The 13,191-nt window shown below is 63.6% G+C and carries 16 protein-coding genes; 6 read left to right on the top strand and 10 right to left on the bottom strand.

Annotated features, from left to right (window positions below; translation table 11 throughout):
• Positions 1-11: 11 nt before the first annotated feature.
• A complete protein-coding gene (locus D2V07_RS18985; RefSeq protein WP_267899737.1) occupies positions 12-146 on the bottom strand; it encodes a hypothetical protein in 135 nt (44 codons plus the stop codon).
• A 115-nt stretch (positions 147-261) separates the two neighbouring features.
• Positions 262-666: a four-helix bundle copper-binding protein gene (locus D2V07_RS04540; protein ID WP_119585213.1), complete on the bottom strand. Its 405-nt coding sequence runs from the start codon at positions 664-666 to the stop codon at positions 262-264.
• 84 nt (positions 667-750) lie between these two features.
• Between D2V07_RS04540 and D2V07_RS04535 the strand changes: the two genes are divergently transcribed.
• A complete protein-coding gene (locus D2V07_RS04535) occupies positions 751-1,137 on the top strand; it encodes a DUF1622 domain-containing protein (protein WP_233548241.1) in 387 nt (128 codons plus the stop codon).
• Between the two features lie 16 nt (positions 1,138-1,153).
• Here D2V07_RS04535 and D2V07_RS04530 read toward each other — a convergent pair whose 3' ends face one another.
• Positions 1,154-2,815: a formate--tetrahydrofolate ligase gene (locus tag D2V07_RS04530; RefSeq protein WP_119585211.1), complete on the bottom strand. Its 1,662-nt coding sequence runs from the start codon at positions 2,813-2,815 to the stop codon at positions 1,154-1,156.
• Positions 2,816-2,984: 169 nt separating this feature from the next.
• On the opposite strand from D2V07_RS04530, the gene rmuC reads away from it, so the two are divergent.
• The 3 genes from rmuC to D2V07_RS04515 are packed head-to-tail and all read left to right on the top strand — an operon-like array spanning position 2,985 to position 5,523.
• Positions 2,985-4,427, top strand: a complete 1,443-nt coding sequence (rmuC, locus tag D2V07_RS04525; RefSeq protein ID WP_119585209.1) for a DNA recombination protein RmuC — start codon at positions 2,985-2,987, stop codon at positions 4,425-4,427.
• Positions 4,424-5,158 carry a hypothetical protein gene (locus tag D2V07_RS04520; protein ID WP_119585207.1) on the top strand — a complete coding sequence of 245 codons (735 nt, stop codon included), beginning with the start codon at positions 4,424-4,426 and terminating at the stop codon, positions 5,156-5,158. Before rmuC ends, D2V07_RS04520 begins: the two co-directional genes overlap by 4 nt.
• Before the next feature lie 32 nt (positions 5,159-5,190).
• The gene (locus D2V07_RS04515) at positions 5,191-5,523 is read left to right on the top strand and encodes a hypothetical protein (protein WP_119585205.1); all 333 of its coding nucleotides are present in this window, start codon (positions 5,191-5,193) and stop codon (positions 5,521-5,523) included.
• Here D2V07_RS04515 and D2V07_RS04510 read toward each other — a convergent pair whose 3' ends face one another.
• The 7 genes from D2V07_RS04510 to D2V07_RS04480 form a co-directional block, all read right to left on the bottom strand.
• Positions 5,524-6,354, bottom strand: coding sequence for a TrmH family RNA methyltransferase (locus D2V07_RS04510; RefSeq protein WP_119585203.1), 831 nt, complete (start codon positions 6,352-6,354; stop codon positions 5,524-5,526).
• On the bottom strand, positions 6,354-6,629 hold the full coding sequence (locus D2V07_RS04505; protein ID WP_119585201.1) for an HPr family phosphocarrier protein: 276 nt from the start codon (positions 6,627-6,629) through the stop codon (positions 6,354-6,356). Before D2V07_RS04505 ends, D2V07_RS04510 begins: the two co-directional genes overlap by 1 nt.
• Positions 6,630-6,641: 12 nt before the next feature.
• Positions 6,642-7,046 (bottom strand): PTS sugar transporter subunit IIA, encoded by a 405-nt coding sequence (locus D2V07_RS04500; RefSeq protein WP_119585199.1) that lies wholly within the window; start codon positions 7,044-7,046, stop codon positions 6,642-6,644.
• 55 nt (positions 7,047-7,101) lie between these two features.
• Positions 7,102-8,025, bottom strand: coding sequence for an RNase adapter RapZ (gene rapZ / locus D2V07_RS04495; RefSeq protein WP_119585197.1), 924 nt, complete (start codon positions 8,023-8,025; stop codon positions 7,102-7,104).
• 66 nt (positions 8,026-8,091) lie between these two features.
• Positions 8,092-8,499, bottom strand: coding sequence for an HPr kinase/phosphorylase (locus tag D2V07_RS04490; protein WP_233548240.1), 408 nt, complete (start codon positions 8,497-8,499; stop codon positions 8,092-8,094).
• 39 nt (positions 8,500-8,538) lie between these two features.
• Entirely contained in the window at positions 8,539-10,107 is a 1,569-nt protein-coding gene (locus tag D2V07_RS04485) for a sensor histidine kinase (RefSeq protein WP_119585193.1), read from the bottom strand.
• On the bottom strand, positions 10,100-10,870 hold the full coding sequence (locus D2V07_RS04480) for a response regulator transcription factor (protein WP_119585191.1): 771 nt from the start codon (positions 10,868-10,870) through the stop codon (positions 10,100-10,102). Before D2V07_RS04480 ends, D2V07_RS04485 begins: the two co-directional genes overlap by 8 nt.
• A gap of 230 nt (positions 10,871-11,100) precedes the next feature.
• On the opposite strand from D2V07_RS04480, the gene D2V07_RS04475 reads away from it, so the two are divergent.
• Together D2V07_RS04475 and D2V07_RS04470 are read left to right on the top strand one after the other, a co-directional pair.
• The gene (locus tag D2V07_RS04475; protein WP_119585189.1) at positions 11,101-12,711 is read left to right on the top strand and encodes a phosphoenolpyruvate carboxykinase; all 1,611 of its coding nucleotides are present in this window, start codon (positions 11,101-11,103) and stop codon (positions 12,709-12,711) included.
• 117 nt (positions 12,712-12,828) lie between these two features.
• Positions 12,829-13,149, top strand: coding sequence for a hypothetical protein (locus D2V07_RS04470; protein WP_119585188.1), 321 nt, complete (start codon positions 12,829-12,831; stop codon positions 13,147-13,149).
• Positions 13,150-13,191 lie beyond the last annotated feature (42 nt).

Here is a 13,191-nt window from a genome sequence, read left to right as displayed (position 1 = left end):
CCCTTTTTCGTTCAGTCGATGGCTTCCTCGCCAGCGTCGGCAACGGACTTCAGATCCTGGCCGAGACCGCGAACGGCGTTGCAGGCGGGAAGCGCCAGCACGGCGCTGCCCAGCAGCAGGCCAAGAAGAGCGGTTTTCAAACGCATTGCATGTCCTATCCAGATAGCGGGCCGCGGCCTGCCGCCGCGGTTCCTGCCAATTTCTTATGAAAAGATGATAGGCCCGTCTATCTGAATGGGAGTGGAATTGGCCGGTTCGCGCTTAAGCGGTGGCGGTTTCGACCATGCCCTGCAGCGCCTTCGTGCAGTCTTCCATGCACTCGCGGCACATCCGCTCGCACCGGTTGCAGTGCGGGTTGTCGTGCTTGGCGCACTCTTCCGCGCAGACCTTGCACGCGATGATGCAGGCTTCCAGCAGCGACTTGATCACCACTGTGTTGCCGTGGGTGCGGCGGGCGGCCACGCGGCTTACGGCCTGGCAGATGTCCGAGCAGTCGAGGCATTTGCGAATGCATTCGCTCATGTCGCCTTCCTCGGCATTGCAGGCGTCGGCGCACGAATTGCAGATCGCCGCGCAGTACATCGCGTGCTTTACCGCCTCGCCCAGTTGTTCGTTGTAGTCGCTGCCCACCTGCGGGTGGTCCTTGATCATTTCCTTGATCGACATTGTAATTCTCCTTCGCCCTACTGACGAACGACGGAGGCTTCGCGTTCCTCGGAACCGGGACGGGCCGTGGCCGATTGAGGACTTATGATCACCGACGCACAGATGCTGGAGTTCGCCGTAGCGGTATCGCGGCTTTTCGAAATTGCCGGCATCGCCGTCATCATTCTTGGTACCCTGCTGGCGATTGCCCGCTTCGGGCGTGGCCTGTTCGGCGGCGGCAGTCCGTTTGCGGACGATGGCCATGATCTGGTGCCCGCGTTTCGCAAGACCCTGGGCCGCTCGATCCTTACCGGCCTGGAGCTGCTGGTCGCAGCCGACATCATCCGCACCGTTTCGGTCGAACCGACACTGGCCAGCATCGTGGTGCTTGGCGGGATCGTGCTGATCCGGACGTTCCTGTCGTTCAGCCTCGAAGTCGAGATCGACGGCAAGTGGCCCTGGCAGCAGCGACCTTCCGAAACAAAGAACTGATTGGTGCCACTGCGGGCTAGAACAGCCCCTCTATCTGGCCATTCTCGTCCAGATGGATGCTTTCTGCGGCTGGCACCCTGGGCAGGCCGGGCATGGTCATGATGTCGCCGGCGATGGCGACCACGAACCCGGCCCCGGCGGACAGGCGCACTTCGCGGATCGCCACCTCGTGGTTTTCCGGCGCGCCGAGCTTGGCCGGGTCGGTCGAGAAGCTGTACTGCGTCTTCGCCATGCACACCGGCAGCTTGCCGTAGCCCATTTCCTCCCACTGCTTCAGCTGCCTTGCGGTGCCGCCGTCGAAATGGACAACGGACGCGCGGTAGATTTCCGTTGCAACGGTGGTGATCTTGTCCGCCAGCGGCATGTCATCGGGATAGAGCGGGCTGAACCCGGACGCGCCCGCATCGGCCTTGGCGGCGACGATCCCGGCCAGTTCCTCAGCGCCCGCACCGCCCTCGGCCCAGTGCTTGCAGATAACGGCATCGGCGCCGAATTCCCCGGCCATTTCCCGGATCACGGCGATTTCCTCGTCCGTATCAAGATGGAAGTGGTTGATGGCGACCGTAGGGGTGACACCGAATTTCTTCAGGTTCTCGATGTGCCGCTTGAGGTTTACCGCACCCGTGCGCACGGCATCGGCATCGGGCTCGCCCAGATCGGCCTTGGCAACCCCGCCGTTCATCTTCAGCGCCCGCACCGTGGCCACCAGCACGATGGCATCGGGCTTCAGGCCCGCCAGCCGGCACTTGATGTCGAGGAATTTCTCCGCGCCAAGGTCCGCGCCGAAGCCCGCCTCCGTCACCACGTAGTCCGCCAGGGTCAGCGCGGTGCGCGTGGCGATCACCGAATTGCAACCGTGGGCGATGTTGGCGAAAGGGCCGCCGTGCAGCAGGGCAGGGCGGTTTTCCAGCGTCTGCACCAGGTTCGGCAGGATGGCGTCCTTCAGCAGCACGGTCATCGCGCTGTCGGCCTTGATGTCGCGGCAGTAGACCGGCTCCCGCTTGCGGGTATAGGCCACGACGATATCACCCAGCCGCCTTTGCAGGTCCGAAAGGTCGCTGGCGAGGCACAGGATCGCCATGATCTCGCTCGCCACGGTAATGTCGAAACCGCTCTCGCGCGGGAAACCGTTGGCAGCGCCGCCTAGCGGGCCGACGATCTGGCGCAGCGCCCGGTCGTTCATGTCCAGCACGCGCTTCCAGGTGACGCGCCGCACGTCGATGTCGAGCGGATTGCCCCAGTAGATCGAGTTGTCGATCATCGCCGCCAGCAGGTTGTGGGCGCTGGTGATGGCGTGGAAATCGCCGGTGAAGTGCAGGTTGATCTCGTCCATCGGCATCACCTGCGACTTGCCGCCGCCAGCGCCGCCGCCCTTCATGCCGAAACACGGGCCCAGCGAAGGCTCGCGCAGGCACAGCATGGCCTTCTTCCCGATCCGGTGCAGCGCATCGGACAGGCCGACCGAGGTGGTGGTCTTGCCTTCACCCGCAGGCGTGGGATTGATGGCGGTGACAAGGATCAGCTTGCCCTGCGGTGCATCGGGCAGCAGCGCCGTGTCGATCTTGGCCTTGTGCCTGCCGAACGGGATTACGGCATCGCCGGGGATGCCTGCCGCGCCAGCTACCTCGGCAATGGGTTTCAGCGTCGCCTGGCGGGCGATCTCGATATCGGTGGGCATTGTTTCCCCTGTCAGGCACGCATCACAATTTGCGGCTAACGCAGACGATTTGGCGGAGCCTGTCCACCATAATCACCGACATCTTCGTGGATTACGCGTGGGCCTGCTTGCGGGGTTCGGTGCTGGCAGCTAGGTTCGCGTTTCGTTCCTATCTGTTGCAAGGCCTCTTATGGATCCCGTCATTCTGGTGCTTTTCGTGGTGGTGGCCCTGGCCACCGGCGCAATCGGTTATTTCCTCGGTGCCCGCTCGGTTGCCGACTGGCGAGAGCGGCATGCGGAGCGGGATGCCGCGGCAAGAGACCTGGACGAGAAGTTTCGCCGCGCCGTGATCGACCTGGAAAACGCCACTGTCCGCGCGCAGCGGGCTGACGGGCTGGAAAGCCAGCTCGATGCCGTGCGGGAGGAGCGCGACAGCGCGCGCAACCGGCTCGCCACGTTGGAGGCCGACAAGGCCAACCACGACCGGCAGATCGCCCTGATGAAGGAAGCGCGAGAGGAACTGCTCACCCAGTTCCGCGCCGCGGGCAGCGAAGTGCTCAGCAAGGCACAGGAGAAGTTCATCGCCGATGCTGCCGAGCGTTTCGGCAATTCGGAAAAGGCCAACAAGGAAGCCGTCGCCAACCTGCTCAAGCCGGTGAACGACCGGCTGGAGAAGTACGAGCAGCACGTCGGCGCGCTGGAAGCGCAGCGCAGCGATGCCTTTTCCAAGCTCCACCAGCAGATCGAGACGATGCGGCTGGGTCAGGAAGAAGTGCGGCGCGAGGCGCAGCGGCTGGGCAACTCGCTGACCAATGCCCCCAAGGCGCGCGGGCGCTGGGGCGAGCGGGCCTTGCAGAACCTGCTGGAACAGTGCGGGCTGGCCGAGCACACCGATTTTCACCTCGAACAGTCGATGGAAACGGAGGAGGGGCGGCTGCGCCCCGATGCCATCGTCAATGTGCCGGGGCAGAAGAAGCTAGTGATCGATTCGAAGGTCTCGCTCAATGCTTACCAGGCCGCATTCGAGGCGGACGATGACGAGGAGCGCAAGCGGCACATGGCGCTTCATGCCAAGTCGATGCGCAACCACGTGCAGACGCTGGGCGCGAAGAGTTACCAGAGCCAGTTCGAGGAAGCGCCCGATTATGTGGTGATGTTCGTGCCGGGCGAACATTTCGTGGCCGCCGCGCTGGAGGCTGACCCCACGCTGTGGGACTTCGCTTTCGACAACAAGGTGCTGCTGGCAACGCCCACCAACCTCGTCGCCATCGCGCGTACGGTGGCGCAGGTCTGGCGGCAGGATGCGCTGGCGAAGGAGGCGCAGGAAATTGGGCGGATGGGCGCAGAACTGTACGACCGCCTGCGGGTAGCCTCGGAGCATCTCAAGCGCGTTGGCGGCGGGCTGGAAAGCGCGGTGAACAACTACAACAAGTTTGTCGGCAGCTTCGAGCGCAACGTGCTGTCCTCCGGTCGGCGCCTCGCCGAAAAAGGTATCGAGATCGGCAAGAAGGAGATCGAGGAGATCGAGCCGATCGAGAAAAATCCTACCTACGGCTTGTCCGATCTTGCGGAACCGGAAGAAGCCCTGCTTATTGATAGCAAAGAGAGCGAGGAGGCTTCGGAAACATCATGAAAATCGCGCGCGCCATCGGCGTCACCCTGCCGTTGCTGGCCATTCTTGCCGCCTGCGACCGTAGCGATCCACCATCGGACCGGCTGGAGCGCGGGGTGGAGGAACTGGTAGCCGAGGTGGAGAGCACCCCAGCCGCCGAGGCTACGCCTGCTGGGCCGTGGGCGCCGCGAAACGAATGCAACGACATGCCCGGCGCGGTCGATTTTCTCGCCAGCGTGCAAGCGGCCATCGACATGCGCGATGCCGATGCTTTCCTGGCGCTGGCGGCGGACGACGTGAAACTCGATTTCGGCGGCGGTTCGGGCAAGGCCGAACTGCGCAAGCGGCTTGCCGCAGACGATGGTGCGTTCTGGGATACGCTCGCCAAGATGCTGGAACTGGGCTGCGCCGCGGACAATACCGGCGGAATCACGATTCCCTGGTATTTCGCGCAGGAAATCCCCGTCGATCCCTATGCCGGGGCTATCGTCACCGGCGAGGATGTGCCGATCTACGAAGGGCCGGGCAGCGATACGGAGACGCAGGAGCAGGTATCCTGGGATGCCGTTATCATCCTGCCGGAACCGGGCGGCAACGAATTCGCACCGATACGCTGGACCAACCCCGATGGCGGGGCCGAAGTGGAAGGCTACATCGCCCGCGACAAGCTGCGCAGCATCATCGACTACCGCCTGATCGCCAGCCGCCGCAACGAGCGGTGGCGGATTACCGCGTTGCTGGCGGGGGATTGAGAACGCGTCTTAGTCTGGAGGGAATGCGTCGCATGAACGCGGTCGAAATTATCTTAATGTTGGCGTTCCTCGGGCCACTGCTGTTCGCAATTTCGTGGGTTCGCGAAGCGTTGCGCCAGGTCGAACCAAACATCCGTCTTGCGATCGGAATTGCGGCGTTGATTGCGGCGGTGGTTACCTTTTTCGCGATGATGAAAATACTTCCAGAGCCGGCAGCGATCCAAAGCGATCTGTTTCTCCTGACGGTCCTGATGGGAGGAATGTCGGCTTTTGCTGGCGGGATTGTCCTGTCGGGGGCGTTAATCGGCAGCGCTGTTTGGCAAAGCTACAAGCGATGGAAATTCCACCGTAGCAATGGCAGCTAATCAAGTTCGTAGCGGCCGCTCCCCCTCCAGCCCGTCCAGAACCTCGTAAGCCAGCACCGCCGCTGCCACGGCAGCGTTCAGGCTGTCCGCGCGGCCGCGCATGGGCATGGTGACGCGCAGGTCGCAGGCCATTTCGTAGGTTTCGGGAAGCCCTTGCGATTCGTTGCCCACCATTACGAAACACGGGGCAGCATAGGGCGCGCCGCGATAGGGCACGGCATCGCGCAGAGATGCTGCGACCAACTGGCCGTTACCGCCCCGCAGCCAGGGCAGGAATTCATCCCAATTGGCGCGCGCGATTTTCTGCGTGAAGACAGCGCCCATGCTGGCGCGCACGGCTTCGACGCTGAAGGGATCGGCGCAGTCGTCGATCAGGATGAGGCCGCCGGCGCCCACCGCGTCTCCGGTGCGCAGCATGGTGCCAAGATTGCCCGGATCGCGCAGCGCCTGGGCCACCAGCCAGATTTTCGACGCACCCCGGTCCAGCGATGCCAGCGAGGTATCGAACTCGGAAAATACGCCCGCCACGCTTTGCGGATTGTCCTTGCCGGTGATCTTCGAAAGGATGTCGGGCGAGGTGACGATAACTTCGCCGCCGGCTTCGGCGACGGCAGTTTCCAGCGCACCGATCAGCGGATGCGGGTCGCGGCCGGTGGCCATCACCAGCATCTGCGGCACGTGCCCGCACTCGCGCGCGTCGGTCAGCAGGCGCAGCCCCTCGGCAAGGAACACGGCCTCGCGCTTGCGGTGCTTTTTGTCCCGCAGGCTGCGCAGGTACTTTACCGTGGGGTTGGAGAAGCCGGTGATTTCACGCCGGATGGGGGAGGGCATTATTCTTCGCCGAACTTGCCTTCGACGAGCGCGACCAGTTCCGCCAGCTTTGCTTCTGCGTCGTCCCCGGCGACGCGGATCGTTACCGTGTCCCCCTTGGCTGCGCCCAGCATCATCAGGCCGAGGATGGAGCCGCCGGCAGCTTCCTGCCCGTCCTTCTCCACGAACACGTGATGGCCTTCCATCGCGGAGACGGCGGCCACGAACTTCGCGCTGGCGCGGGCGTGCAGGCCGCGCTTGTTGGGGATGACGACTTGCTGGCTCACTTCACTCATCGCGCGCGTCCCTCAGGCATCCTGGCCGAGAAATTCGGACGCGAGGGTGATGTAGTTGCGCCCGGCCTCCCGCGCGGCGGCGGCTGCCGGGCCAAGCGCCAGTTCCTTGCGCGCACCCGCAAGGCGGATCAGCATGGGCAGGTTGATGCCGGCGATAACTTCGGTGCGGCCCTGTTCGAGCAACGAGATGGCGAGATTGGACGGGGTGCCGCCGAACAGGTCGGTCAGCAGGATGGCACCGGAACCGGTGTCCACCTTCGTTATGGCATCGGCGATTTCCTGGCGCCGCTCTTCCATGTCGTCGTTCGGGCCGATGCAGATCGTGGCGATCGCATCCTGTTTGCCGACCACGTGTTCCATGGCGGAAACGAATTCCTCGGCCAGCTGGCCGTGGGTAACGAGAATCAGACCGATCATTGGGAAGATGTGCTTTTCCGGCTCTCAAATTTCACGGTGCCTGCTGACAGGATGGTCACGGTTGCTGTGTCCCTTCCACCAGGTCTTCTGCCCGCGATCCAAGGTTGCGATGCAGCACGGTGGGCGAAAAGCCGCCCTCGCGCAAGACCTGCGCCATCTTCTCCGCTGTGTAAACCGAGCGGTGTCTCCCCCCGGTACAGCCGAAAGCGATGTTTACGTAGGCTTTTCCCTGCTCTGCATAACGCGGCAGCAGTTCCAGCAGCAGGGCACGAATCTTGTCGAAGGTGGAGGCGAAGACCGCGCTGCGTTCTATGAATTCGCCCACGGGCGCGTCGAGCCCGGTCTGTTCGCGCAGCCCCTCTTCCCAGTGCGGATTGTCGAGATAGCGCATGTCGAACACCAGGTCCGCCGTGGGCGGCTTGCCGCGTGCGAAGCCGAAGCTGGAGACGGTAACGGTCATCTGCTGCGGGGCGGTCTGGCGGAACTGCTCGCGAATCGTCTGCTTCAGGTCGTTGGTGGAAAATTCGGTGGTGTCGATCAGCACGTCGGCCCAGCGGCGCAGCGGCGCAAGCAGTTCGCGCTCCGCCGCGATGCCGGATGACACGGGCAGGTCGCCAGCCAGGAAATGGCGGCGGCGGGTCTCGTTGAAACGGCGTTCCAGCTCCGCCCCGGCGCAATCGAGGAAAAGCGTGGTGATGGCGAGTCCGTCACCCTCAACCCATTGTTTTACCTGCTCGATAATGTCGCCGGGTACGAAGCCGCGGGTGCGGCAGTCGAAGCCGATGGCCAGCGGATGCCCGTCGCTGTCGCCTCCCACCAGGCGGTCCAGCAGGCGAATGGGGAAGTTGTCGATGGATTCCCAGCCCAGGTCCTCCAGCTCGCGCAGGGCGGTGGTTTTCCCGGCCCCCAGCATTCCGGTGACCAGCAGGATTCGCTGTGGCGGGGGCCTATGCTCTTGGTGCGACGCTGTGTCTGCCATCGGTGCGCGGTGTGCGCGTTTGCCGCGCAAAAGGAAAGAGTGGACTTGGGACCGTACGAGAGATCGTCAGTCCAGCCCGTGCATTTCCAGCGCCGCCTCCGCGCGCAGGGCAAGGTATGGCGTGTCGGGATAGAGATCCACCTGAGGCACGTCGCGCCCCAGCAGCGATGCGGCGGCGTGGCCCAGCGGCAGGCGCTCGGCCTCGGGCGTCAGGTTGATCACGATGGCCACCGGCGCGCGTGCGGTCGGCACCTCCAGCAGGCCGACATTGCGGATCTCGATCAGCCCCTCCGTATTGGGCGGGGGAGTGGCCACGATCAGTTCGCCCACCTGCGCCAGGGTCACCCCATCATCGCCGATCAGTTCCGCCCCGCGATCCATCAGCGCCAGCGCCAGGCTGGATTTGCCGACGCCAGAGGGACCGGTAATCAACAGCGCGCGGCCCCGCATGGCCACGCAGCTTACATTTGCCATGACCTTGCTCATCGAAACACTTCACTCATCGTGCTGTTCTCACGCAGCGGGCAGTTCGAGGACGAGGCATGCACCGGCAAGCTGGCTGGACGAATCCGCGACCCGCAGGCTGCCGTCGTGGGCTTCGGCAATCGTTCGCCCGATGGCAAGGCCAAGGCCCGAATGGTTGCCATATTCTTCGCCTTCCGGGCGATGCGAATGGAACCGGCGGAAAACCTTCTCGCGCTCTGCCTCGGGGATTCCCGGGCCTTCGTCACAGACGGTGGCGGAGACCCGGTCTGCCGTGCGCGCGATGGTGACTGTGATGCGACCTCCCTCGGGAGAGAACGATACCGCGTTGTCGATAAGGTTTTCGGCCACCCGTTCCAGGCGGATCGGCACGCCCATCACCAGGTCGTCACGAGTGTCCAGGTCGATGGAAATGATGCAGCCGCGGTTCTCGTTGCGCTCCATCTTGCGGGACACGACGTTGGCGAACAGCTGGCCCAGTTCCACCGGCTCGAACGTGGCGCGGCTCAGTTCGGCGTCGATGCGACTGGCTTCGGAGATTTCCGTCACCAGCCGGTCGATCCGGCGCACGTCGTGCGCGGCGATATCAACCAGCTGAGCGTGCAGGTCCGGATCCTCGACGCGGGGTAGCGATTCGGTGGCGCTGCGCAGCGATGCGAGCGGGTTCTTGATCTCGTGCGCGACATCGGCGGCGAAGGTTTCCACCGCGTCGATACGGTGGCGCAGTGTCGCGGTCATGTCGGACACGGCGCGAGCGAGCAGGCCGATTTCGTCGGCGCGTTCGTCCATGCGCGGCACTTCCACCTCGCGGTCGCGGCCCAGCCGCACGCGCTGGGTGGAGATCACCAGCCGTCGCAGCGGCTGGATGATCGTGCTGGCGAGGTAGAGCGAGAGGATGATCGACACCAGCAATGCCAGCAGGATGATGGTCATCAGGCTGGCGCGTGCATCGCGCACCGCCTGGGTGATGTCGGAAGCGTTGCGGGTGGTCAGCAGGCTGGCACCGTTGATGCCCACCGGCGCGGCGGCATTGATCACCGGGGTGCCATCCGGCGCGCGGCGAAGCTCGATCTGCGAGAGCCCCTGCTGCCGCACACGGGCGAGTTCGGGCCAGTTGTCGGCGGCAGTATCCTCCGGCTCGACATAACGCGGGGGCGAGGGTGCACCCACGGCTATATTCACGGCATTGTCGGTCCAGCGGGCAAGGTCTTCCAAGAACGGCTCGGCCACGGGGTCGTCGAACACAAAACTGGGCGCGTCCAGTTCGAAGCTGTCGGCAACCAGCGCGCCTGCGGCATCGTACATGCGTAGCCGCATGCGCTGTTCGCGGCCGATCTGGCTGAGCAGGGCTTCCTGCCGCTCGCGCGTGGCACCGGCCAGCGCCTCGGCCGTGATCTGCGCCTCGATCCGCGCCAGCTTGAAGCGCTCGTCCAGCAGCTGGCGGCGGTACGAATCGAGGAAGAACAGGCTACCCGCCAGCACCAGCAGCGGGATCAGGTTGACGGCCAGGATACGGGCGGTGAGCGAACGGCCCACGGGGAAAGCCAGCCGTTCCAGCCGGCTGGCCTGCAGCGCGCCATCGCCGCTGTCATCAGCCATCGGAGAAGCTGTAACCGGCGCCGTAGAGTGTCTCGATCGCACCGAATTCCGGGTCCACCGCGCGGAACTTTCGCCGCAGCCGCTTGATGTGCGAATCGACCGTCCGATCGTCGACGAAGACATCATCCGGATAGGCGGCATCCATCAACTGGTTGCGGCTTTTTATCACGCCCGGTCGGATGGCAAGCGCCTCCAGAATCAGGAACTCGGTAACTGTCAGGCTGACCGATCGGCCATCCCAGGTAACCTGGTGCCGCGCGGGGTCCATGGCCAGCCGTCCGCGCTCGATCACCGGGCTGTGGGAGGTAGGCGGGGGGGCGGTGCCTTCCGCCGTTTCGGATAGCGGCGCTGCACGGCGCAGGATCGTGCGGATGCGGGCCAGCAACAGGCGCTGGCTGAACGGCTTGGCGATGTAATCGTCCGCGCCCATGGCAAGGCCGGCTTCCTCGTCTTCCTCTTGGTCCTTGCTGGTCAGGAAGATCACCGGCAGATCGGACGATTCGCGCAGTTTCTGCAGCAATTCCATGCCATCCATCCGCGGCATTTTGATATCGAACACCGCGAGATCGGGAGGATTGTGCTGTAACGCGGTCAGCGCTGCCTCCCCATCCGAATAGACGCGGGTGGCATAACCTTCTGCCTGAAGCGCGATGGAAAGCGTGGTCAGGATGTTGCGGTCATCATCCACCAGCGCAATCGTGCGCTGTCCGTCGGCCACGGAATTCTGCGCTTCTTCAGCGATATCGTCTGGTGCCTGCGTCATGCCTCTCCTTGCCCCGATCCGGGCCCTGTGGCGGAGTTAATCGCTTGCCAGCGAGGTGACAACCGGGGTGATTGCGCACGGTGGGCACAACGCAGCGTGATGGCAACTTTTTCTGCGCCCAACTATTCGTTCGCTGGTAAATTGACCTAGCCTGACAACGCGCTTATGCGAGCGGCACTGTCACGCATACGAATGCGCGGCTGCCATCTTGACCGTAATGAGGAGCCTACGTGTCATACGAACTTTCCACGTCGCTGTCCGATCAGGGCATCGCGACCAAAGCCATTCTTCATGCCAATCTGGGCACCGCCGCGCTCGTAGAGCACGCCATCGAAAAGGGCGAGGGCAAGCTGACCCGGCATGGAGCCCTGCTGGTCGACACCGGCAAGTTCACCGGCCGCAGCGTGAAGGACAAGTTCATCGTCCGTGACGAGGTGACGCAGGACACCATCGACTGGGGGAAGATCAACCAGCCGATGACCCAGGAACACTGGGACAACCTGAAAGCCGATTTCCTCGCCGCTACTAACGACCAGGAAGAGCTTTACGTTGCCGACCTGTTCGGCGGCAGCCAGCCGGAATACCGCGTGAATGTGCGCGTGATTACGCAGATGGCCTGGCACAACCTGTTCGCCCGCACGCTGCTAGTGCGGCCCACGGCGGAGGAAGTGGCGAACTTCGACCCTGAATACACCATCATCAACCTGCCCAGCTTCAAGGCCGACCCGGAGCGCCACGGCTGCCGCAGCGACACGGTGATTGCGGTGAACTTCACCGAAAAGCTGATCCTGATCGGCAACACCGAATACTCGGGCGAAATGAAGAAGGGCGTTTTCGGTCTCCTCAACTTCCTTCTTCCCGCGCAGGGCGTGATGCCCATGCACTGCTCCGCGAACATCGGCCCCGATGGCAAGAGCGCCATCTTCTTCGGCCTTTCCGGAACCGGCAAGACAACGCTTTCCGCAGATGCCAGCCGCACGCTGATCGGTGATGACGAGCACGGCTGGTCCGACGATGCCGTCTTCAACTTCGAGGGTGGCTGCTACGCCAAGATGATCAACCTCTCGGCCGAAGGTGAGCCGGAGATCTATGCCACGACAAAGATGTTCGGCACGATCATCGAGAACGTGATCATGGACGAGGAAACGCGAGAGCTGGACTTCACCGATGGCAGCAAGACGGAAAATACCCGCGGCGCCTACCCCATCGAATACATCCCCAACACGAGCGAGCAGAACCTCGGCCCGGCACCGTCCAACGTGATCATGCTGACCGCCGATGCCTTTGGCGTGCTGCCCCCGATCGCGCGGCTGACCGCCGACCAGGCGATGTACTATTTCCTTTCGGGCTACACCGCCAAGGTGGCCGGAACAGAAATCGGCGTGACCGAGCCGGAAGCGACGTTCAGCACATGCTTCGGCGCGGCCTTCATGCCCCGCCACCCATCCGTATACGGCAACCTGCTGAAAGAACGCATTGCCAAGGGCGACGTGCAGTGCTGGCTGTTCAACACCGGCTGGACCGGAGGCAAGTACGGCGTTGGCAGCCGCATGCCGATCAAGGCCACGCGCGGCCTGCTGAACGCGGTGCTCGACGGCAAGATGGACGAGGTGGAGTTCCGCAAGGACGAGAACTTCGGTTTCGACGTGCCGGTTCATGTTCCTGCGCTGGACGAGGCTGGCATCGACCAGTCCGTGCTCGATCCGCGCAGCACCTGGGCCGACAAGGCAGAATACGACGCCACTGCTCACAAGCTGGTCGAACTGTTCGTGGAAAACTTCCGCCAGTTCGCCGCGCATGTGGATGAAGGCGTACGTCAGGCGGCTCCGCAAGCCGCCTGATTACCAGTTTCAGAGCTGGAGAGGAGAGACCCCGCCCGGCGCAAGACCGGCGCGGGGTCTTTTATATCCGGGATCGGCGGCTTACCCTGTAGTCCAACCTGAAGAGGAGGATTCGCGATGAGTATGTTTGACCAGATTCTGGGCGCAGCCCACAATCATCCCACGGTAAAGAACATGGCGGACAAGCTGGGCATCGACCAGGCGACCGCCGAACGCGCCATTGCCGCACTGACGGAAGGACATCACGCCGATGCCGATACGCTGGAAGTGGCCAGGGAAAAGAGCGGCATCGAGACCGGCATCCTGAGCCAGGTGATGGAACACGTAGGCGGCGAAGGTTCGCTCGCTTCTTTCATGCAGATCCTCGACCAGGACCATGACGGCAACCCGCTGAACGATCTTACGGACATGGCCGGCAAGTTGTTCGGCAAGAAGTAACCGCCCGGTTCGGCAGGCTGGGCGACCGGCATGCCGGAAGTG

The sequence above is a fragment of the Aurantiacibacter zhengii genome (genome assembly GCF_003584125.1).
GTDB classification, from domain to species: Bacteria; Pseudomonadota; Alphaproteobacteria; order Sphingomonadales; family Sphingomonadaceae; genus Alteraurantiacibacter; species Alteraurantiacibacter zhengii.
The sequence above is the reverse complement of the archived record's forward strand: the minus strand, read 5'-3'. Positions and strand labels throughout refer to the sequence as shown.